The organism is Polaribacter sp. Z022, assembly GCF_023555495.1.
Classification (GTDB): Bacteria; Bacteroidota; Bacteroidia; order Flavobacteriales; family Flavobacteriaceae; genus Polaribacter.
Genome location: NZ_JALCZO010000003.1, coordinates 172,291 through 191,796 on the forward strand (window position 1 = coordinate 172,291; position 19,506 = coordinate 191,796).

Consider the following 19,506-nt stretch of genomic DNA (forward strand, 5'->3'; position numbering starts at 1 on the left):
ACTTAAACAAATATTAACTAAACACTAAACAAATGAAGAAGTACATTTTAATTCTGATAAGTATATTTACCTTATCATTTAATACAAACGCACAAGAAGGGTTTGAAGCAATTCTTTTAGCAGATGCATCAGATTCTCAAAAACTTATGGAAGCCTATTTTTCTCCAGGAATGGAAGGCTTTATTAATGCAATGAATAACGGATGGTACCATACAGCTAAAGTTCACAAAACTTTTGGATTTGATTTAGCTATTGGTCTAAGTGGAGCAGCAATACCTACTGAAAAGGAATTATTTAATATTTCTGCACTTGGATTAACTTCTGTAACTTCCTCATCAACCACAGCTTCAACTTTTGCAGGACCAAGTGGAACTACTTCTATGACTGTAAACACTACAATTAACGGAAATAATGTATCTGCAAACTTTGATTCACCTGGTGGAATTTTATCTGATTTACCTGCAAAAGCAGTTCCAGCACCTATAGTTCAACTAAGTGTTGGTCTTCCTTTTAAACTTGAAGGAATGTTAAGATTTGTTCCTGAAACTAATATTGGAGAAGATGATGGGTCTGTAAAAATGTTAGGTGTAGGGCTTAAAAAAGAAATCACAAATTGGTTTGGACCTCTAGACAAAACACCTTTGCATATTTCTCTTTTAGCAGCCTATACAACTATGGATGTAAATTATGGAATTGCTGATCAGAGTTCTGGAGAGATTCAGGTACAAAATGCATTAACTGAATTCAATTTAAAAGCTTATACAGTACAAGCAATTGCTTCTTTAAACTTCCCTATTATTAATATTTACGGAGGTTTTGGCTACAACAGTGGTAATGCTAGTTATGCTATGTCTGGAACTTTTACTGGTGTATACGACACAGGTTTCCCTGCTCCAAACGACAAAGTAACAAAAAACCTAAGCGTTCCATCTAATTTAGATTTTGAGTCTAGTGGTGTTACAACAACATTAGGAGCTAGATTAAGTTTAGGATTCTTTAAAATATTTGGTAGTTATGCTTTTCAAGAATACAATACTTTTTCTGCAGGAGTTGCTATTAGTATTAGATAATAATAAATAAAAATATAACAAAAAAAGACATCTTGTATAGGTGTCTTTTTTTTGTTATACAAAACTAAAACCTTGCTTAATTTTTGTACTTTTGCAATTATCAATTTGATTATAAAACTTAAAAACAAAAGATATGAAAGTTACAGTAGTAGGAGCTGGTGCAGTAGGTGCAAGTTGTGCAGAATACATTGCAATTAAAGACTTTGCTTCAGAAGTTGTTATTTTAGACATTAAAGAAGGTTTTGCTGAAGGTAAAGCAATGGATTTAATGCAAACTGCTTCTTTAAATGGTTTCGACACAAAAATTACAGGAAGTACAAATGATTATTCTAAAACAGCAGGTTCTGATGTTTGTGTAATTACTTCTGGTATTCCTCGTAAACCAGGTATGACTCGTGAAGAGCTTATTGGTATTAATGCTGGAATTGTAAAAACTGTTTCTTCTAGTTTAATTGAACATTCTCCAAATACAATTATTATTGTTGTTTCTAATCCTATGGATACTATGACTTATTTAGTTCATAAAACTACAGGATTACCTAAAAATAGAATTATTGGAATGGGTGGAGCCTTAGATTCTGCTCGTTTTAAATACAGATTAGCAGAAGCTTTAGGTGCTCCTATTTCTGATGTTGATGGTATGGTAATTGGTGGTCACTCTGATAAAGGAATGGTTCCTTTAACAAGATTAGCAACAAGAAATTCTGTTCCTGTTTCTGAATTTATTTCTGAAGAAAGATTAGAACAAGTATTACAAGATACTAAAGTTGGTGGAGCAACATTAACTGGTTTATTAGGTACTTCTGCTTGGTATGCTCCTGGAGCTGCTGTTAGTGGTTTAGTTCAAGCTATTGCTTGTGATCAAAAGAAAATTTATCCTTGTTCTACTTTATTAGAAGGAGAATATGGTTTAAATGATTTATGTATTGGAGTTCCTGTTGTTTTAGGTAAAAACGGAATTGAAAGCATAGTAGAAATCAACTTAAACGATGCTGAAAAAGCTCATATGCAAGAATCTGCTGCAGGTGTTTCTAAAACTAACGGATTGTTAGAATTATAAAAACCTATTTTAGATTTTATAAAATAAAAAAAGTCCAGCTTTAAAGCTGGACTTTTTTTATTGCTCTATATATTTTTTTAATCTGCTTGTAAAATAAGTCCACCCTTCAACACAACTCTTTCTAGTAAACTCTGGAATCGAAAATTGTTCAAATTTTTCTATTCCTTCTGCTTTTACTTTAAAGTTGATAAAATCATTTTCCAATTCTTCTATATAAAAAGTTACATTAAAGGAATCTTTAACATAATCAGGATATGTCCAAGCTACTTTTATGCTTTTAAAGTTTTCAACTTGTACAACTTCCCAAAGGTGATAAAAAACACGTTCTTCATTTTTAACAACAAACCACGTTTTAAAACCGATTTCTGCATTGAAATTAGGAATATTATCAAAAAACCAATACCTCATTTCATTGACATTAGTAATTGCGTTCCAAATTCGTTCTTTTGAAGTTTTTATATTTATATCAACAACAATTGGCTTCATATTTATATTTTAAGATAACCCAAAAATAACTCCATCATTATCAATAGTCATATTTTCAGAAGCAGGTACAGCAGGTAACCCTGGCATTCTCATCATTTTACCTAAAATAGGAATTACAAATTGTGCACCAGCAGCTATTTCAATTTCCCTAACAGTTACAGTAAAACCTTCTGGTCTTCCTATTAATGATGCATTATCAGAAAATGACTTTTGTGTTTTTGCCATACAAATAGCAAAATCATTAAACCCTAGACGATCTATTCTTCTTAAATTTAATTGCGCTTTTTTACTATACTCAACATTAGAAGCTCCATAAATTTCTTTGGCTATGATTTCTATTTTATCTTTTATAGGAGAATTCCAATCATATAAGGGTTTATATTGGGTTGCTTTATTTTCTACAACATCTACTACTGCTTCAGCCAACGCTTTTGTTCCTTCACCTCCTTTTGCCCAACCTTCAGATAACACTGCCTTAACACCTAAAGTTGCACATTTTTTAATTACAAACTCTACCTCTTCTTTAGAGTCTGAAGTAAATGAATTTACAGACACAACAGGCTCAATATTAAATTTTCTAATATTTTCTATATGTTTTTCTAAATTTTTAAAACCAATAGAAACTCTTTCTAAATTTGGTCTGTTATAATCTTCTTTTGCAGCACCTCCATGATGACGTAAAGCTCTAATTGTAGCAACCAACACAACACATTTAGGATTTAGTTTTGCAAATGAAGATTTAATATTTAAAAATTTTTCAGCACCTAAATCTGCCCCAAAACCAGCTTCTGTAACTACATAATTAGATAAAGACAAACCCATTTTAGTAGCTATAATTGTATTGGTTCCTTGTGCAATATTTGCAAACGGACCTCCATGAATAATTGCTGGATTTTCTTCTAAAGTTTGTACTAAATTTGGTTTAATAGCATCTTTTAATAAAATTGCCATCGCATTTTCTGCCTTTAAATCTCTAGCAAATATTGGTTTTTTATCAAAAGTAAAACCAATAAAAATATTTCCTAATCTTTCTTTTAAATTTTCTAAGTTAGAAGCCATACAAAGAATTGCCATTACCTCAGATGCTGGAGTTATATTAAATCCATCTTGTCTTGGAATACCATTTGCAGTACCTCCTAAACCAATAGTAATATCTCTTAAAGCTCGATCATTCATATCAATAACACGTTTCCAAAGAATGGTTCTTGGGTCAAGATTTAAGTTATTTGTTTTGCTTTGTATATTGTTATCAATTAAAGCAGACAATAAATTATTAGCTTTCTCAACAGCGTTAAAATCTCCAGTAAAATGTAAGTTAATATCTTCCATAGGAACTACTTGAGAATAACCTCCACCAGCTGCTCCACCTTTAATTCCAAACACAGGCCCTAAAGAAGGTTCTCTTAAAACAACTGTAGCTTGTTTCCCAATTTTATTTAACCCTTCAGTTAAACCTATAGAAACTGTAGTTTTTCCTTCTCCTGCAGGTGTTGGAGTTAAAGCTGTTACTAAGACCAAATTGTTAGCTGCAATTTTTTTATCATCGATTAAAGTTAAAGGAAGTTTAGCTTTGTATTTTCCATACATTTCTAAACTATCTTCATCAACTTCTAATTTTTTAGCAATATTTTTAATATGATTCAGTTTTTTTGCCTGAGCAATTTCTATATCTGTTAAATGTGTCATATTTGAAATTAAGTATTATTATTTACGAATTTAATCAAATAAATATAATCATTTTTAATACTTCACAAAAACACCTCATAAAAACATAAAAAAATTACACATAACACAATTAAATAATCTTACATTTTGATAAAAATAGATGACAATTTTGAGACGTAAAAAGCAATCTTTTTATATATTTGGCAAATGAGAGCAAAATGGTACTTTGGTACTTTATTCTTACTATTTATTTCTTTTGGAGCATTTCAAGAGCAGGTTTCTATACCTAATCAAGAAATTGTTTTAGAGTTTGTTGATTCTAAAATTGACAAAAAAAATATTGCAGAAGCAATAACAGAAGTTAAAGAAAAGCTTCAAAAAGTTGGTATTGTAAATATCAATATCAAAAAAAATCAAAATGGTACTTTAAAGATTTCTTATTTCAGCAATATCGATATTGATAATGTTAAAAAAGAACTTGCTAAAGAAAGTAAATTACTCATAAATAAGAGCTCAAAAAATAAAGAAGAAAATAATAACCCTTATAGTTATAATTTAGATATCTATGAGCTAACTAATGAAAGTGACATTTCTAATTCTGATTTTAAATTTGTTTTTGAATTTAAATCAAGTTCAGATAGATTTACCACATACAACCATTATGCTTTCTTTAAAAAAGTAACTCAACGCAAAGCTGATAAACTTTTTACAAACACTTTTAAAGCATCTCAAAACAATCCTTTTACAAAGGATAGATCTACATGTAAAGAACCAGAAGTTAGAGCAGGTCCTTTTAACTTTGTTAGTTAAAAAGTGTAATCTTTTACGTTTTTTAAATCCCTTTAAAATAATGAGTTTCAAACTCATAATAACAACAAACAATCAATAAAAATTATTGTCAGGTTTTGCGAGAAACTATATATTTGCTCGTTTTAAAAAATTTGACCCATAAATAAATTATAAAATGCAAAACAAAGGACTTATAAAATTATTTGCAATCCTTTTTGGATTGGTAAGTTTATACCAATTATCATTTACATTTTTTGTAAATAATGTAGAAGACAAAGCTGTAAAATATGCTGAATCTAAAGGTGCTGATAAAGATGCTAGACAAAAAGTAACTTTAGAAAGAAAATACTTAGACAGTGTAGCTAACAAAGATGTTATAGATTTAGGAATAGCTTCTTACACTTATGATGATGTTAAATCTAAAGAAATGAATTTAGGTTTAGATTTAAAAGGTGGTATTAATGCTATTTTACAAGTTTCTGTAAAAGAGGTATTAAAAAGTTTATCTAACGACTCTAAAAATGAAGCTTTTAACAACGCTTTAAACGCTGCAGACATTAAGCAAAGAAACAGTAATGAAAATTACTTAGACTTATTCTTTGAAGAATTTGAAAATATTGCTGGAGACACAAAATTAAGTGCTCCATCTATTTTTGGAACGAAAGCTTTAAGCGAAAAAATTTCTTTTAATGAAGCAAATGAAACTGTTAAAGAAACTTTACAAGAAGAAATTAACAGTTCTATTATAACTACTTTAGAGGTTTTAAGAAGTAGAATTGATAAGTTTGGTGTTGCTTCTCCAAAAATTCAAAGAATTGGAAACTCTGGTAGAATTCAAATTGAATTACCAGGAGCAAAAGATATAGATCGTGTATCTAAGTTAATTACTAGTAAAGCAGAATTACAATTCTGGGAAGTTTATACAAATGCAGAAGTTCAAAACTTCTTTTTCTCTGCAAACACAAAAATTGCAGAATTATTAAAAGACACTTCAGTAATTGAAAAAGCTGTAGATTCTACTAAAAAAGATGATATTGATGATTTATTAGGAGAAACTAAAGATTCTACTAACGTAAATCAAAAAAACCTTTTCACATACTTTTACCCAAATGTAGCTCAGTCTCAACAACAAATGAGTTCTTTAGTTGGGCAAGCTAAAGTTTTAGATACTGCTACTGTTAATAGTTTATTAAATAGAAAAGAAGTTAGAGCTTTATTACCTACTAATTTAAAATATGTAAAATTCTTATGGGATTATAAATCTAATAAATCTTCAGATGGAACTACAGAATTAATTGGATTATATGCAATTAAAGGAAACAGAAAAGGGAAAGCAAATATTGAAGGTGATGTAATTTTAGATGCTGCCCAAGTTTTTGACCAATTAAACAAACCAGAAGTTAGCATGACTATGAATAGTTCTGGAACTAAACAATGGGCAAAAATGACTACCGAAAATCAAGGTAAATTTGTTGCTGTAGTTTTAGACAACTATGTATATACTGCTCCTTCAGTTAATTTACCTATTACAGGTGGTAGAACATCTATTTCTGGTGGAAGCATGACAATTGCAGAAGCAGAAGATATTGCAACTGTTTTAAAAGCAGGTAAATTACCAGCTGCTGCAAGAATGATTCAAGCACAAGTTGTTGGACCTTCTTTAGGTAAAGAAGCTATTAATGCAAGTTTCTTATCATTTGGTTTAGCAATTGTTTTAGTTTTACTTTGGATGATTTTATATTATGGTAAAGCAGGTATTTATGCTGATATTGCTTTAGTTGTAAACATTTTATTCATCTTTGGTATTCTAGCTTCATTTGGAGCTGTGTTAACATTACCTGGTATTGCTGGTATTATCTTAACAATTGGTATGTCTGTAGATGCCAACGTAATTATCTTCGAAAGAATTAAAGAAGGTTTATTTAAAAAGAAAGGTTTAAAACAATCTGTAGAAGAAGGATTCTCTGTAAAAGGAGCATTATCTGCTATTATTGATGCTAATATTACTACATTATTAACTGGTATTATTTTATATGTTTTTGGTACAGGACCAATTAAAGGTTTTGCTTTAACATTAATGATTGGTATTGCTACTTCTTTATTTACTGCAGTATTTATTACTCGTTTATTAATTGACAGATCTGTAAATAAAGGAAACAACTTAACATTTAACACATCTATATCTAAAGGATGGTTCCAAAACATAAATGTAGAGTTCTTAAAGAAACGTAAAATTGCTTATGTAATTTCTGGAGCTATCATTATTGCTGGTATTGTTTCTATTTTCTCTATTGGATTAAAACAAGGTGTAGATTTTAAAGGAGGACGTTCTTATGTTGTTCGTTTTGAACAAGACATGAATGCTACAGAAGTTGCTAATACTTTAAAAGATGCTTTTGGTACAGCTCCAGAGGTAAAAACTTATGGTACTGCTAATCAATTAAAAATAACTACAGTTTATAAAATTGATGAAGAAGGTCAAGAAGTAGATGAAGAAGTACAAAATGCTTTATACAAAGGATTAAAATCTTATTTAGGAGATACTACTTACGAAAACTTTAAACCAGGTTTCGAAAAACAAGGAGCAGGTGTTATGAGTTCTATTAAAGTAGAACCTACAATTGCAGATGATATTAAAACATCAGCTTTATATGCAGTATTTGGGTCTTTATTAGTAGTTTTCTTATACATTTTATTACGTTTTAGAAAGGTATCTTTCTCTATTGGAGCTGTAATTGCAGTATTCCATGATGTTTTAATTGTATTAGGAGTATTCTCTATTACATATAAATTTATGCCTTTTGATATGGAAATTGGACAATCATTTATTGCAGCAATTCTAACAGTAGTTGGTTACTCTCTGAATGATACTGTGGTAATTTTTGATAGAATTAGAGAATTTGCAGGAATCCACTCTAACTGGAAATACAGTGAAGTAGTAGATAAAGCATTAAGCTCTACATTAGGAAGAACAATTAATACATCATTAACAACATTATTAGTAATGTTAGCAATCTTCTTATTTGGAGGAGACTCTATTAAAGGGTTTATGTTTGCTTTAATAATTGGTGTAGCAGTAGGTACTTATTCTTCATTATTTGTGGCAACACCTATAATGTTTGATACTTCAAAAAAAGAAGAAAAAAATAATTAATTTTATTTTAAAATAATTTAAAACCGTTTTTAAACTGACAATCAGAATTTAAAAACGGTTTTTTCATTAAACATATACTATTATATTTGCATTCTCATGAGCATAATTAAACTTCAAGATTTATACTTTAAACCTTATATAGATGAGGTAGAAATTGCTAAAGTTGTAAAACATTTAGCAGCACAAGTACAAGCAGATTTACCAAAAGATGAAGTTCCTATTTTTGTAGGTATTTTAAATGGATGTTTCTTGTTTGCTGCCGATTTTATTAGAGAATTTAATAATGACTGTGAAGTTTCTTTTGTAAAATTAGCTTCATATAGTGGTACAACTTCTACCGAAAATGTAAAACAATTAGTAGGTATTAATGAAGATTTAACAGGAAGAACTGTTATTATTTTAGAAGATATTATAGATACTGGAAACACACTTCAAGAAATTTATAATATCTTTAAAGACAAAAACTTAAAACAACTAAAAGTTGCGACGTTATTTTTTAAACCAGATGTATTTAAAAAAGAACTTCCAATAGATTATATCGGAAAAAGTATTGAAGATAAATTTATTGTTGGTTACGGATTAGATTATAATGGTATTGGAAGAAATTACCCAGCAATATATCAACTATCAACAAAACCTAAAATGAAAAACATCGTATTATTTGGCCCTCCAGGAGCAGGAAAAGGAACACAAGCAGAATTCTTAAAAGACATGTACAACCTTGTACATATTTCTACAGGAGATGTATTCCGATTTAACATTAAAAACCAAACAGAACTAGGTTTGTTAGCTAAAAAATATATGGATGAAGGAGATTTAGTTCCTGATGAAGTAACTATTAACATGCTAAAAGCAGAAGTAAACAAAAATGCAGATGCAAAAGGTTTTATTTTTGATGGTTTTCCAAGAACAGAATCTCAAGCTAAAGCTTTAGACGCTTTTTTAGCAGAAAAAGGTGAACAAATAAACGGTATGGTTGCTCTTGAAGTACCAGAAGATGTTTTAGTAACTCGTTTGTTAGAAAGAGGTAAAACAAGTGGAAGAACAGATGATACTGATGAAGGAAAAATCAGAAATCGTTTTAACGAATACAATACTAAAACTGCCATCCTAAAAGACTTTTTTGATGCGCAAAATAAATATTATGGAATTAATGGTGTAGGTTCTATAGAAGACATTACACAACGTATTTCTAAAGTATTTGATACACTTTAAAAATGTGTAACTGTGTAATTGTTTAAATGTATAACCTTTAAACATTTATTGCATAAGGCGATTTAACAATTACACGCTTAAACAATAATTAAGACTGAAGATTGTAAATTAATAAGGAGAACAACCTGTGGCTGTTAGGTAATTTAAATCAATGTTTAAAACAAGAAAAAATGACAGAAGGTAACTTCGTAGACTACATAAAAATATACGCTTCTTCTGGTAAAGGTGGCCAAGGTTCTATGCACTTGCATAGAGAAAAGTTTATTACCAAAGGTGGTCCTGATGGTGGAGATGGAGGACGTGGAGGACACATTATTTTAAGAGGAAATAAAAATATGTGGACTTTATTTCACCTAAAATTTAAACGTCATTTTAGAGCAGAAAGTGGTGGTGCAGGAAGTGCTAGTAGAAGTACAGGTCATGATGCAGAAGATATTTATATTGATGTTCCATTAGGTACAATAATAAAAGATGCTGATACAGATGAAGTAATTGTTGAAGTTACTGAAGACCAAAAAGAAGTAATTTTATTACGTGGTGGAAAAGGTGGACTTGGAAACTGGAATTTTAAATCATCAACTAATCAAACACCAAGATATGCACAACCTGGTATGGATGGTTTTGATGGTTGGTTTAGATTAGAATTAAAATTACTAGCAGATGTTGGTTTAGTTGGTTTTCCTAATGCAGGAAAATCTACTTTATTATCAGTTTTAACTGCTGCAAAACCAAAAATTGCAGATTATGCATTTACAACTCTTAAACCAAACTTAGGAATTGTTGAGCATAGAAATCATAAAACTTTTGTAATGGCAGATATTCCTGGAATTATAGAAGGTGCAGCAGAAGGAAAAGGTTTAGGACATCGTTTTTTAAGACATATAGAACGTAACTCTGCTTTGTTATTCTTAATACCTGCAGATAGTGATGATATTAACAAAGAATATGGAATTCTTTTAAATGAGCTTAAAAAGCACAATCCTGAATTATTAGATAAAGAAAGGTTATTAGCTATTTCTAAATCTGACATGTTAGATGAGGAGTTAAAAGAAGAAATTAAAGCTGAATTACCAGAAGGTGTTGAAGCTATATTTATTTCTTCTGTAGCTCAAAAAGGTTTGCAAGAATTAAAAGATAAACTTTGGGAAATGCTAAATTAAATGCATTTTTCAATCGAATTCAAAAATAAAAATCCTGCAAATTGCAGGATTTTTTTATTACAAAAATGTAATTAATCTTTTAACTGAATTCTAATAGGCAACTGATATTTTGTAGTAACTGGAATTCCTCTTTTATTTGCAGGAAAAATCTTAGGTAACTTTTTAATACTAGCTTTAATAACACTATCTAAACTAGGTATTTCTGTTTTAATTTTTAATGAAGACTGTATTGAATCTAAAGAAAAAATTCCATTAGAATTAATTAACAAATCAACATAAATAACTTCATCTATAGAATCTTTTATAGTAAACGTATTTTTTTGTAACTCCTCTCCTATTTTTTGATGAATTGTGTTTCTAAAACAAGTAGATTTTTGATTCTTATCTATAATAGAATCACACTCTTTAAAAGAAGGAAAAGTATCTACTGATGAATAATCTACTATTGTATCTAACGTACTTTTTTGAGTATTTTTTGAAAACGAAAATTTATCGCACGAAGTGCAAAAAACAATAATTAATAAAAAAGTAAGTAAACGCAAAAACATAAAACTATTTATTGCGTGAATTTACTAAAATATAAAGACATTTACTCTTTTTTTTCTTCAATACCATCAACTATCAATGTAAATGGAATTCCATATTTTACATTCACATTTTTTCCTCTTTGAGTACCTGGCTTCATCTTTGGCAAAAGCTCCATTACTCTTATCACTTCATTTTTAATTGCAGGGTGAGGAGCTCTAACCACTATATCTTCTACAAATCCAGTTCTTTTAATTGTAAAATTAATTAAAACTCTTTTTCTACCTGCAGACAAACCCAATTTATTAGGCAAATCTGCATTAAATTTTCTAGAAAAATGATACTGAACTTTTTTAGAAAAACAGTCTCTAAGTTCTGTTTTACTACCTGAACAACCAGGAAAAACGGGCACATTTTCTATAATTAAAAAAGGTACATCTTTTACTAAACCACTATCTAGCTCTTCATTTGTAGTAGTACTTTCATTTACAGAGTTAGATCCTTCTTCTTCTTCTGAATTATCTTCAACCTCCTTTATAGTTGTTTTTTTATTTACGTTTGTTTTTTCCTTAATTGGCTTTTTTATAATTTCTGGATTAACAACGGGTATAACTTTTTTAGTTTCTTTAATTGGTTTAGAAGAATTTGTTATTGCGTCTAAAGTATCTGTATACAAAACTAGCATGTCTGTATATTCTGCTGTTTTTTTATTTTTTTCTAATTTAAAATAAGCAGTTAAATACTCTTTAGCTTTCTTGTATTTTTTGGTTTTAAAATAAAAATTAGCTCCAAAAATAGCAATTTCTTTATGTAAAATTCCTTCATTATAAAAAGTTGTTTTCTCTAAGTATTTTTCAGTTTTAATAAAGTCGTTTTCTTTAAAACTTATTTTTGCTCTTTTAAAATACACCTTAGCAATATCTTTTTTGTCTTGGGCATTTGTAGATAAGATATTGAAAATTAATATTAAGGATAAAATAAATATTCTCATTGCAAACTTTTAGTAGTTACTGCAAAAATAATCATTTATTCTAATTTTTCTCCTCTTAAAAAATAGTCTTTTTTTATTTCTGAAACCCTCTTTTTTACAAAATTAGTTATTACACTATCTCTTTCTTGAAACCTCTCTAAATATCTTATATAATACTTGTATCCTATTTTTTTATCTTTATAAAAATCATCAGATAGTTTTGCTAATTGATACAGTGCTTTATAATTATTTCTATTCTCTTTATAGGCTTTTTCAAAATTAATAATTGCATCTTTTGGGTTCTTTAATTTATAATAAACTGTTGCCAACCCATAATATTCTTCATCACGTTTTTCTTTCCCTAAAAAAGTTGCAATTCTATATTTAAGACTTGCTATTTTATATTTTTCTTTTTTTAATAAAATGTGTCCTTGGTAAGTATGTGCTTTAAAATTTTCTCTATCAATAGAACTTAATTTTTTAAAATATTTCATAGCAATATTTAAGCTATCTATATTATAATAGCTTCTGCCCAACATAGATGTAAAATAAGTGTCACCTTTTACAATTGTATCTAGCTTTAATAAATACGGAATTGCTTCTGTATATTTTTTATCTCTGTATAATTGATTTATTTTTAACTTATTTAAATTTACTTCTAGTTCATTTAATTTCAATCCTTTATCAACAAAAATCTGTGTAGAATCTTTTTCTTTTAATTTACTAAAACCTGAAGCTAGTCTTATAATTGCTTTTAGGTGTAAAGAATCTTTTTTATAAGTATCTAAAAAGCTATTAATCATTCTATTTCTATCGTTATTTAAAGCATAAGCAATACCTAATTGATAAGAATAATGAGCATTTAAAGCATCTTTTTTAATTAAATACTTAAATGTTTCAATAGCTTTGGTTCCTTTTTTTGAAGCTAAATACAATTTACCTAACTGATATTTTAAGATAAGATTTAATGAATCTGACTCTACCAATTCTTTATAAATAGCAATAGATTTATTAGATTTTTTTAATCTTTGATAAGCTTTTGCTAGTTTTATTTTAGTTTGATAATCATCTTTAAAAATTAAAGCCTTTTCTAAAAATTCAGCTGATTTTTTATAATTATCTATAGATTCATAAATAATTGCAGTTTTATAATTTGATAAAAATGTAGGTGGTTTTATAGCTTTTAATTCTTTTAAAGCTGATTGATATCTTCCTTTTGCAAACAAACTATCTATAGCAGAAAAAGTCGAAGTTTGTGCCCCGACTTTTACAATTACAAATAATAATACAAGTAAAATTTTCTTTTTCATAAATTTTATTTTGTGTCTTTTGCAATAAAAATAGTAAATGGTATTGAATATTTAACGACCACTTTTTTACCATTATTTTCTCCTGGAATCATTTGTGGCAAAGTATTCATTACCCTAATAACTTCTGCTTTAATTTTTGGATGAGGAGCTCTTGCATTTACATTTACAATATTCCCTTCTTTATCAATTTTAAAACCAATAAAAACTCTTTTCTTTCCAGATTCTAGACCTAACTTATTTGGTAAATCTGAATCAAAATTCTTTATAAAATGTTTTTGAACTCCTTTTGAAAAACAAGCCTTATCTCCAGAATCACAACCAGGAAAAGTGGGTGCTTTATCTATTGCCATAAATGAAACTTCTTCAGTTTCCACATATTCTTTTGATGAAACATTATAAATCTTTTTCTTTAAAAAATTTACTGTCTTTAAATGAAACTTTCTATCTTCATTTAACTTAACAATAGAATCTCCTAATTTTTGATTGATTTGAGTTAGTTCTTTTATTTGGGAATCTTTAATTACCCTCTCTTCTTTCAACTTCTTTTCTAAATTAGAAAGTTCCTTTTTTACTTGTTTAGAGGCGCATGAAGTATAAAAAAGCATACTTACTATTACAGGAACCAACAATAAGTATTTTAATTGATTCATTTTTTTTGATTGATTTTTCTTCATCATAATAATTCTTTTTTTAATTAAGGTTTGTTTGTAAAACTGGTTGACAAACGCAATGTTTTCAACCTGAAAAAAGTTGGATAGCAAATTATTTATATAGGTTTCTTTAGTTTCAGATTTTGCAGCTATTGCATCAGAAATGTATTCATGCACTAAAGTGATTCTTTTTTGATAGAAGTAAATCATAGGATTAAACCACATCATTATTTTTAAAAACTCAAAGAACAATAAATCTAAAGAGTGTTTTTGTTTACTATGTACCAACTCATGCTCTATAATTAATTTTTGTTGTGAAATAGAAATTTCATTTCCTAGAAAAATATAATTGAAAAAAGAAAATGCCTTTGTTTGTTTAGGAATAAAGACAAGAGTAAATTTATCTTTTTTAAGAACCTCGTATTTTCTAACCAAGTTAGCTATTCTAAACAATTTAACTAAAAACAAGATTGAAAAAGCTATTACTCCTATCCAAAATAAAATGGAAATATAACTTACAGATTGATAAATTTCTGTTTCTTGAATTACTTTTTCTGGTGATAAAACAATTTCTGGTAATTGAATAATCAATTCTTGAGGAATTGCTTTTTGAAACGTTGGTATTTTAATAAATGGAATTAAAAAAGACAATAATGGAGTTGCCATTAAATACCATCTATTTTTAGTAAAGAAAGTTTCTTTACTAAAAAAGAAATCATAAATAGCCAAGAATAACACTTGGAATAAGATTACTTGTAAAATATAATTTATCATATTTTTAATTTTTATTTTTGATTTGTCATTTCGACCTTGTGGAGAAATCTGAATTTAAACGATTTCTCAATTTCACTACGTTTCATTCTAAATGACAAGTTTTATCGAAAACTACAACTGCAAACTGCTTACTTACTTTTTCTTATTCACTTCTTTTAAAATAGATTCTAATTCAGAAACATCCATTTTATTTTCTTTTACAAAAAAAGAAACCATACTTTTAAAAGAGCCATTAAAATAACCATTCATTAATTTGTGTAAACTTTGGTTACTATAAGCTTCTTTATCTATTATAGGATGGTAAATAAAACCTCTTCCTAAAGGCTTGTGCCCAACAAATTCTTTATTTTCTAATATTCTTATAATTGTAGAAACAGTATTGTATGCTGGTTTTGGCTCTGGTAATTTTTCAATTACTTCTTTTACAGTTGCTTCTTGCAAATCCCACAAAACTTGCATTATTTGTTCTTCTGCTTTTGTTAATTGTTTGCTCATTTTTTCAACTAATTTTTTAGTTTAATAAAACAAATATAACTAAATATTTAGTTTAAACTAATTTTTTAGTTGATAAGATTTGTAACAAACAATTAAATATTTCGTCTTATATTTAGAAAACTGGCGCGATTATTGACTTTAAGCTAGTATAATTATTAAAAAAAACTATGGATATATTTTTATTACTCTTAGGCTTTATTTTAGTTTGCTTAGGAATTGTTGGCTCATTTTTACCTGTTTTACCTGGACCTTTAACAAGTTGGTTTGGGTTATTGCTGCTACACACAACAAAAATTATTCCTATGGATTGGACTTTCTTAGGAATTACATTAGGATTAGCAGTTTTAATTTGGATTCTCGATTATTTTATACCTGCAATGGGTACTAAACGTTTTGGAGGAACAAAATATGGAGTTTATGGAACCACAATTGGGTTAATTGTTGGTTTGCTCTCACCTATTCCTTTTGGTATGTTAATTGGTGCATTTTTAGGTGCATTTATAGGCGAAATGTTATATGATAGTAAAGACACAAACAGAGCTTTAAAAGCATCTTTTGGAGCTTTCTTAGGCTTTTTAGCATCTGCAACTATTAAGTTTTCTATTGCTGCAGTGTATTTTGTATTGTTTTTAATTCAGTTTTGGGAAGTAAAAGGAGAGTTTTTTTAATTCTCATATTACAGGACTAAATAGAGCGTTAAAAAGATATAAGTTATCCAACACCTTTTATCTTATATTTTGTAGTTGCTAGAATTCTTTTTATTCTTTTTCTTTTCCATTGATGAAAAGAAACAAAAATCTAGACTGATTTTAATTTTATTGAATTCTACATTGTATTTCAATTTCTCATACAGACCACTTCGTTCTTTAGATGCTTGCCAATTTATACAATTTGAATTCTTACAAAAATTAAAAATAGGCCCATTTAAGATCTAAATAAACTTTATTAATGTCATACAAAAAGTTAGCAAACAAGTTTAGCCCTGATTGAAGCATTGTTTGAGCTCTTTTTTAGTGTAAGTTCGAGTAATTTGCTTTTTTGCAAATTAGTATCGAGAACAAACTAAAAAAAGCGAGTGCGAAAAGCAGGAAATAGCTTCAAAAAAAAAAGTTTAGGACAAAAAAAAAGCGACCCATTTCAGGGTAGCTTTCCATTGGTTAACAAAACCATGACACTTTTACAAAAATGCCAAAAACAACACAACTAATGCTGCCCTAACAAAAAGCAGCTGGCAAATATACAACGTTTTTACATATTCGCAAATTTTATAGCACTTTTTTATTTTATTCTCAATTGTCTATTAAAACAAAGCATTGTATCTTTGCATTCTTTAATAAATAACAGTAAACAAAGACATTAAAATGCAATTATCAGAACAAGAAGTTGTACGTAGAGAAAAGCTTGTAAAATTACGTGCATTAGGCATCAATCCTTATCCTGCAGATTTATTTCCAATAGACTCTAATTCTACAAAAATAAAGGACGATTATGCTGAAGGTAAAAAGGTAATTATAGCTGGTAGATTAATGTCTATTAATGTACAAGGAAAAGCTTCATTTGCACAATTACAAGATGGTGAAGGAAGAGTACAAGTGTACTTTAACAGAGATGAAATTTGTACAGGAGAAGACAAAACCAAATACAATGATGTTTTTAAAAAATTATTAGATTTAGGAGATTTTGTTGGTATAGAAGGAGAATTGTTTACAACTAAAGTTGGAGAAAAAACAGTACGTGTTAAAGATTTTACTTTGTTAAGTAAAGCTTTAAAACCTTTGCCTTTACCAAAAGAAAAAGATGGTAAAGTGTATGATGCTTTTACAGATCCTGAGTTAAGATACAGACAACGTTATGCAGATTTAGTTGTAAATCCGCATGTAAAAGAAGTATTTGTTAAGAGAACAAAATTGTTTAATGCAATGCGTTCTTTCTTTAACGATGCTGGATATTTTGAAGTTGAAACTCCAGTTTTACAACCAATTCCTGGAGGTGCAGCAGCAAGACCTTTTATTACACATCACAACTCTTTAGACATTCCATTATATATGAGAATTGCTAATGAATTATATTTAAAAAGACTAATTGTTGGTGGTTTTGATGGTGTTTATGAATTCTCTAAAAACTTTAGAAATGAAGGAATGGACAGAACTCATAATCCTGAATTTACAGCCATGGAAATCTATGTTTCTTACAAAGATTACAATTGGATGATGGATTTCTGTGAGCAACTTTTAGAGCATTGTGCAATTGCTGTAAATGGAACTTCTGAAGCTACTTTTGGTGAGCATAAAATTGACTTTAAGGCACCTTATGCTAGAGTAACAATGGCAGATTCTATTAAACATTTTACTGGTTTTGATATTACTGGAAAAACTGAAGATGAAATTAGAGCAGCTGCAAAAGGAATGAATATTCCTGTTGATGAAACTATGGGTAAAGGAAAATTAATTGATGAAATTTTTGGTGAAAAATGTGAAGGAAACTACATTCAGCCAACATTTATTACAGATTATCCAAAAGAAATGTCTCCTCTTTGTAAAGAACACAGAGACAATCCAGAATTAACAGAACGATTTGAGTTGATGGTTTGTGGTAAAGAAATTGCAAATGCATATTCTGAATTAAATGACCCAATAGACCAACGTGAACGTTTTGAACATCAATTAAAATTAGCCCAAAAAGGAGATGATGAAGCTACAGAGTTTATAGATCATGATTTCTTGCGTGCTTTAGAATATGGTATGCCTCCAACTTCTGGAATGGGAATTGGAATGGATAGATTAATTATGTTCTTAACAAACAATCAATCTATACAAGAAGTGGTATTCTTCCCTCAAATGAGACCTGAGAAAAAAGCACCTGCTGTAGAATTGAATGATGAAGAAAAAGCTGTTTTAGCAATTATCACGAAAGCAGAAAAAATAGATTTATCAGCATTAAAAACACAATCTGGTTTATCAAACAAAAAATGGGATAAAACCATTAAAGGCTTAACCAAGAAAGAAGTTGCCAAAGTTTCTAAAACAGATGAAGGTTTGTTTGTAGAAGTTTTATAAAACACAACTTATATATAATAAAAAGCACCTATTTTTTATAGGTGCTTTTTTTATGAGGTAATTTTAATCAATTATGAGATAAAATTTTTACCTAAATACTTGTTTTAAACTTTAGTTTCGTGATTCTAAAAACCACATCATGAAAACAAAACTTTTAACTCTTTTATTATTAATTACTTTTTCTTACACAAACGTATCACAAGAAGTAATTAAATTAAGTACAGATCAATTTCGTTTTATAGAAGGTCCTGTTTGGGATAATTCAGATTTCATTTACTTTTCTGATATTCCAGCTAAAAAAATATATAAATATTCTGTATCTAAAAATACTTTTACATTAGCTTTTAATAATAATACTGATGGTTGTAATGGTTTAATGTTTGACAATAATAACAATTTAGTTATTTGTGGTTTTAGAGCAGGAAATATTGCAAAAAGAAAAACTGATGGAACATTAATAAAAACTTTATTTTCTAGTTATAATAACAATCGTTTTGACAATCCTAATGACTTATGTATTGACAAAAAAGGAGGAATCTATTTTTCTGACCCTACTAGAAGAAATCCTGCATTTCAATCTAAAAGAAGAATTTACTACATAACCCCTAATGGTAATTTAACAATTGCTGATAATGGTGATAACTATACTTTTCCTAATGGTGTTTTAATTTCTAACGATGGTAAAACTCTTTTTGTTAATGATTCTGACTCTCATAATATTTACAAATATGATATCAATACAAAAGACGGATCGATAAATAATAAAACCGTTTTTACAACTTTAACAAATGCTAATGATGGAAACGTTAAATCGCTTGCAGATGGAATGGCTTTAGATACAGAAGGAAACTTATACATAACATCTAAATTAACAGTTCAAGTATTTAATAAAAAAGGAGTTAAAATAAATTCGATTTTATTTCCAGAACCTACCACCAATTGTACATTTGGAGGTATCAATAAAAAAACTTTATTTGTTACTGCAACCAAAAATTTATATCGTGTGGATTTAACTAAAAAAGGGTTTCAGCATCCTTTTGATTTACCAGAGATAAAACATTAAATTCTATTAATATTGATTCGTTTTTTCAATTTATATTTTCATTAGTTTTGATAAATTAAAAAAC

At 28.4% G+C, this 19,506-nt stretch carries 16 protein-coding genes; 9 read left to right on the forward strand and 7 right to left on the reverse strand.

Annotated features, from left to right (window positions below; genetic code table 11):
- Window positions 1-32 precede the first annotated feature (32 nt).
- Together MPF13_RS07640 and mdh are read left to right on the forward strand one after the other, a co-directional pair.
- Complete coding sequence (locus MPF13_RS07640) at window positions 33-1,070, forward strand: DUF6588 family protein (protein ID WP_249981770.1); 1,038 nt, start codon at window positions 33-35, stop codon at window positions 1,068-1,070.
- A 133-nt stretch (window positions 1,071-1,203) separates the two neighbouring features.
- A complete protein-coding gene (gene mdh, locus MPF13_RS07645) occupies window positions 1,204-2,130 on the forward strand; it encodes a malate dehydrogenase (RefSeq protein ID WP_249981772.1) in 927 nt (308 codons plus the stop codon).
- 57 nt (window positions 2,131-2,187) lie between these two features.
- Here mdh and MPF13_RS07650 read toward each other — a convergent pair whose 3' ends face one another.
- Both MPF13_RS07650 and MPF13_RS07655 read right to left on the reverse strand, forming a co-directional pair.
- Window positions 2,188-2,616: an SRPBCC family protein gene (locus MPF13_RS07650; protein ID WP_249981773.1), complete on the reverse strand. Its 429-nt coding sequence runs from the start codon at window positions 2,614-2,616 to the stop codon at window positions 2,188-2,190.
- Between the two features lie 9 nt (window positions 2,617-2,625).
- The gene (locus MPF13_RS07655; RefSeq protein WP_249981774.1) at window positions 2,626-4,302 is read right to left on the reverse strand and encodes a formate--tetrahydrofolate ligase; all 1,677 of its coding nucleotides are present in this window, start codon (window positions 4,300-4,302) and stop codon (window positions 2,626-2,628) included.
- Window positions 4,303-4,488: 186 nt separating this feature from the next.
- Here MPF13_RS07655 and MPF13_RS07660 point away from each other — a divergent pair, with 186 nt between their 5' ends.
- The 4 genes from MPF13_RS07660 to obgE all read left to right on the forward strand — a co-directional run bounded on the left by MPF13_RS07660 (window position 4,489) and on the right by obgE (window position 10,599).
- Window positions 4,489-5,091, forward strand: a complete 603-nt coding sequence (locus MPF13_RS07660; protein WP_249981776.1) for a hypothetical protein — start codon at window positions 4,489-4,491, stop codon at window positions 5,089-5,091.
- Window positions 5,092-5,245: 154 nt separating this feature from the next.
- Window positions 5,246-8,224: a protein translocase subunit SecDF gene (secDF, locus tag MPF13_RS07665; RefSeq protein WP_249981777.1), complete on the forward strand. Its 2,979-nt coding sequence runs from the start codon at window positions 5,246-5,248 to the stop codon at window positions 8,222-8,224.
- Window positions 8,225-8,320: 96 nt separating this feature from the next.
- The gene (locus MPF13_RS07670) at window positions 8,321-9,439 is read left to right on the forward strand and encodes an adenylate kinase (RefSeq protein ID WP_249981779.1); all 1,119 of its coding nucleotides are present in this window, start codon (window positions 8,321-8,323) and stop codon (window positions 9,437-9,439) included.
- A 170-nt stretch (window positions 9,440-9,609) separates the two neighbouring features.
- Window positions 9,610-10,599: a GTPase ObgE gene (gene obgE / locus MPF13_RS07675; RefSeq protein ID WP_249981780.1), complete on the forward strand. Its 990-nt coding sequence runs from the start codon at window positions 9,610-9,612 to the stop codon at window positions 10,597-10,599.
- 71 nt (window positions 10,600-10,670) lie between these two features.
- On the opposite strand, the gene MPF13_RS07680 is transcribed toward obgE, so the two are convergent.
- From MPF13_RS07680 to MPF13_RS07700, 5 genes are all read right to left on the reverse strand, one after another.
- Window positions 10,671-11,147, reverse strand: a complete 477-nt coding sequence (locus MPF13_RS07680; RefSeq protein ID WP_249981781.1) for a hypothetical protein — start codon at window positions 11,145-11,147, stop codon at window positions 10,671-10,673.
- 41 nt (window positions 11,148-11,188) lie between these two features.
- Window positions 11,189-12,115 carry an energy transducer TonB gene (locus MPF13_RS07685; RefSeq protein WP_249981783.1) on the reverse strand — a complete coding sequence of 309 codons (927 nt, stop codon included), beginning with the start codon at window positions 12,113-12,115 and terminating at the stop codon, window positions 11,189-11,191.
- Between the two features lie 35 nt (window positions 12,116-12,150).
- Complete coding sequence (locus MPF13_RS07690) at window positions 12,151-13,404, reverse strand: tetratricopeptide repeat protein (protein ID WP_249981785.1); 1,254 nt, start codon at window positions 13,402-13,404, stop codon at window positions 12,151-12,153.
- A gap of 5 nt (window positions 13,405-13,409) precedes the next feature.
- Window positions 13,410-14,828, reverse strand: coding sequence for a M56 family metallopeptidase (locus MPF13_RS07695; protein ID WP_249981787.1), 1,419 nt, complete (start codon window positions 14,826-14,828; stop codon window positions 13,410-13,412).
- A gap of 132 nt (window positions 14,829-14,960) precedes the next feature.
- The gene (locus MPF13_RS07700) at window positions 14,961-15,323 is read right to left on the reverse strand and encodes a BlaI/MecI/CopY family transcriptional regulator (RefSeq protein ID WP_249981789.1); all 363 of its coding nucleotides are present in this window, start codon (window positions 15,321-15,323) and stop codon (window positions 14,961-14,963) included.
- A 167-nt stretch (window positions 15,324-15,490) separates the two neighbouring features.
- Between MPF13_RS07700 and MPF13_RS07705 the strand changes: the two genes are divergently transcribed.
- The 3 genes from MPF13_RS07705 (at window position 15,491) to MPF13_RS07715 (ending at window position 19,442) form a co-directional block, all read left to right on the forward strand.
- Complete coding sequence (locus MPF13_RS07705; RefSeq protein ID WP_249981790.1) at window positions 15,491-15,991, forward strand: DUF456 domain-containing protein; 501 nt, start codon at window positions 15,491-15,493, stop codon at window positions 15,989-15,991.
- A gap of 693 nt (window positions 15,992-16,684) precedes the next feature.
- A complete protein-coding gene (lysS, locus tag MPF13_RS07710; RefSeq protein ID WP_249981792.1) occupies window positions 16,685-18,379 on the forward strand; it encodes a lysine--tRNA ligase in 1,695 nt (564 codons plus the stop codon).
- A gap of 139 nt (window positions 18,380-18,518) precedes the next feature.
- Window positions 18,519-19,442, forward strand: a complete 924-nt coding sequence (locus MPF13_RS07715; protein ID WP_249981794.1) for an SMP-30/gluconolactonase/LRE family protein — start codon at window positions 18,519-18,521, stop codon at window positions 19,440-19,442.
- Window positions 19,443-19,506: the final 64 nt, after the last annotated feature.

Bases quoted from the DNA above. Each gene is read 5' to 3' on its own strand.
- MPF13_RS07700 (WP_249981789.1), bottom strand. From the start codon at position 15,323: ATGAGCAAACAATTAACAAAAGCAGAAGAACAAATAATGCAAGTTTTG.
- MPF13_RS07695 (WP_249981787.1), bottom strand. From the start codon at position 14,828: ATGATAAATTATATTTTACAAGTAATCTTATTCCAAGTGTTATTCTTG.
- MPF13_RS07655 (WP_249981774.1), bottom strand. From the start codon at position 4,302: ATGACACATTTAACAGATATAGAAATTGCTCAGGCAAAAAAACTGAAT.
- MPF13_RS07660 (WP_249981776.1), top strand. From the start codon at position 4,489: ATGAGAGCAAAATGGTACTTTGGTACTTTATTCTTACTATTTATTTCT.
- MPF13_RS07650 (WP_249981773.1), bottom strand. From the start codon at position 2,616: ATGAAGCCAATTGTTGTTGATATAAATATAAAAACTTCAAAAGAACGA.
- mdh (WP_249981772.1), top strand. From the start codon at position 1,204: ATGAAAGTTACAGTAGTAGGAGCTGGTGCAGTAGGTGCAAGTTGTGCA.
- MPF13_RS07685 (WP_249981783.1), bottom strand. From the start codon at position 12,115: ATGAGAATATTTATTTTATCCTTAATATTAATTTTCAATATCTTATCT.
- MPF13_RS07680 (WP_249981781.1), bottom strand. From the start codon at position 11,147: ATGTTTTTGCGTTTACTTACTTTTTTATTAATTATTGTTTTTTGCACT.
- MPF13_RS07690 (WP_249981785.1), bottom strand. From the start codon at position 13,404: ATGAAAAAGAAAATTTTACTTGTATTATTATTTGTAATTGTAAAAGTC.
- MPF13_RS07705 (WP_249981790.1), top strand. From the start codon at position 15,491: ATGGATATATTTTTATTACTCTTAGGCTTTATTTTAGTTTGCTTAGGA.
- MPF13_RS07715 (WP_249981794.1), top strand. From the start codon at position 18,519: ATGAAAACAAAACTTTTAACTCTTTTATTATTAATTACTTTTTCTTAC.
- MPF13_RS07670 (WP_249981779.1), top strand. From the start codon at position 8,321: ATGAGCATAATTAAACTTCAAGATTTATACTTTAAACCTTATATAGAT.
- MPF13_RS07640 (WP_249981770.1), top strand. From the start codon at position 33: ATGAAGAAGTACATTTTAATTCTGATAAGTATATTTACCTTATCATTT.
- obgE (WP_249981780.1), top strand. From the start codon at position 9,610: ATGACAGAAGGTAACTTCGTAGACTACATAAAAATATACGCTTCTTCT.
- lysS (WP_249981792.1), top strand. From the start codon at position 16,685: ATGCAATTATCAGAACAAGAAGTTGTACGTAGAGAAAAGCTTGTAAAA.
- secDF (WP_249981777.1), top strand. From the start codon at position 5,246: ATGCAAAACAAAGGACTTATAAAATTATTTGCAATCCTTTTTGGATTG.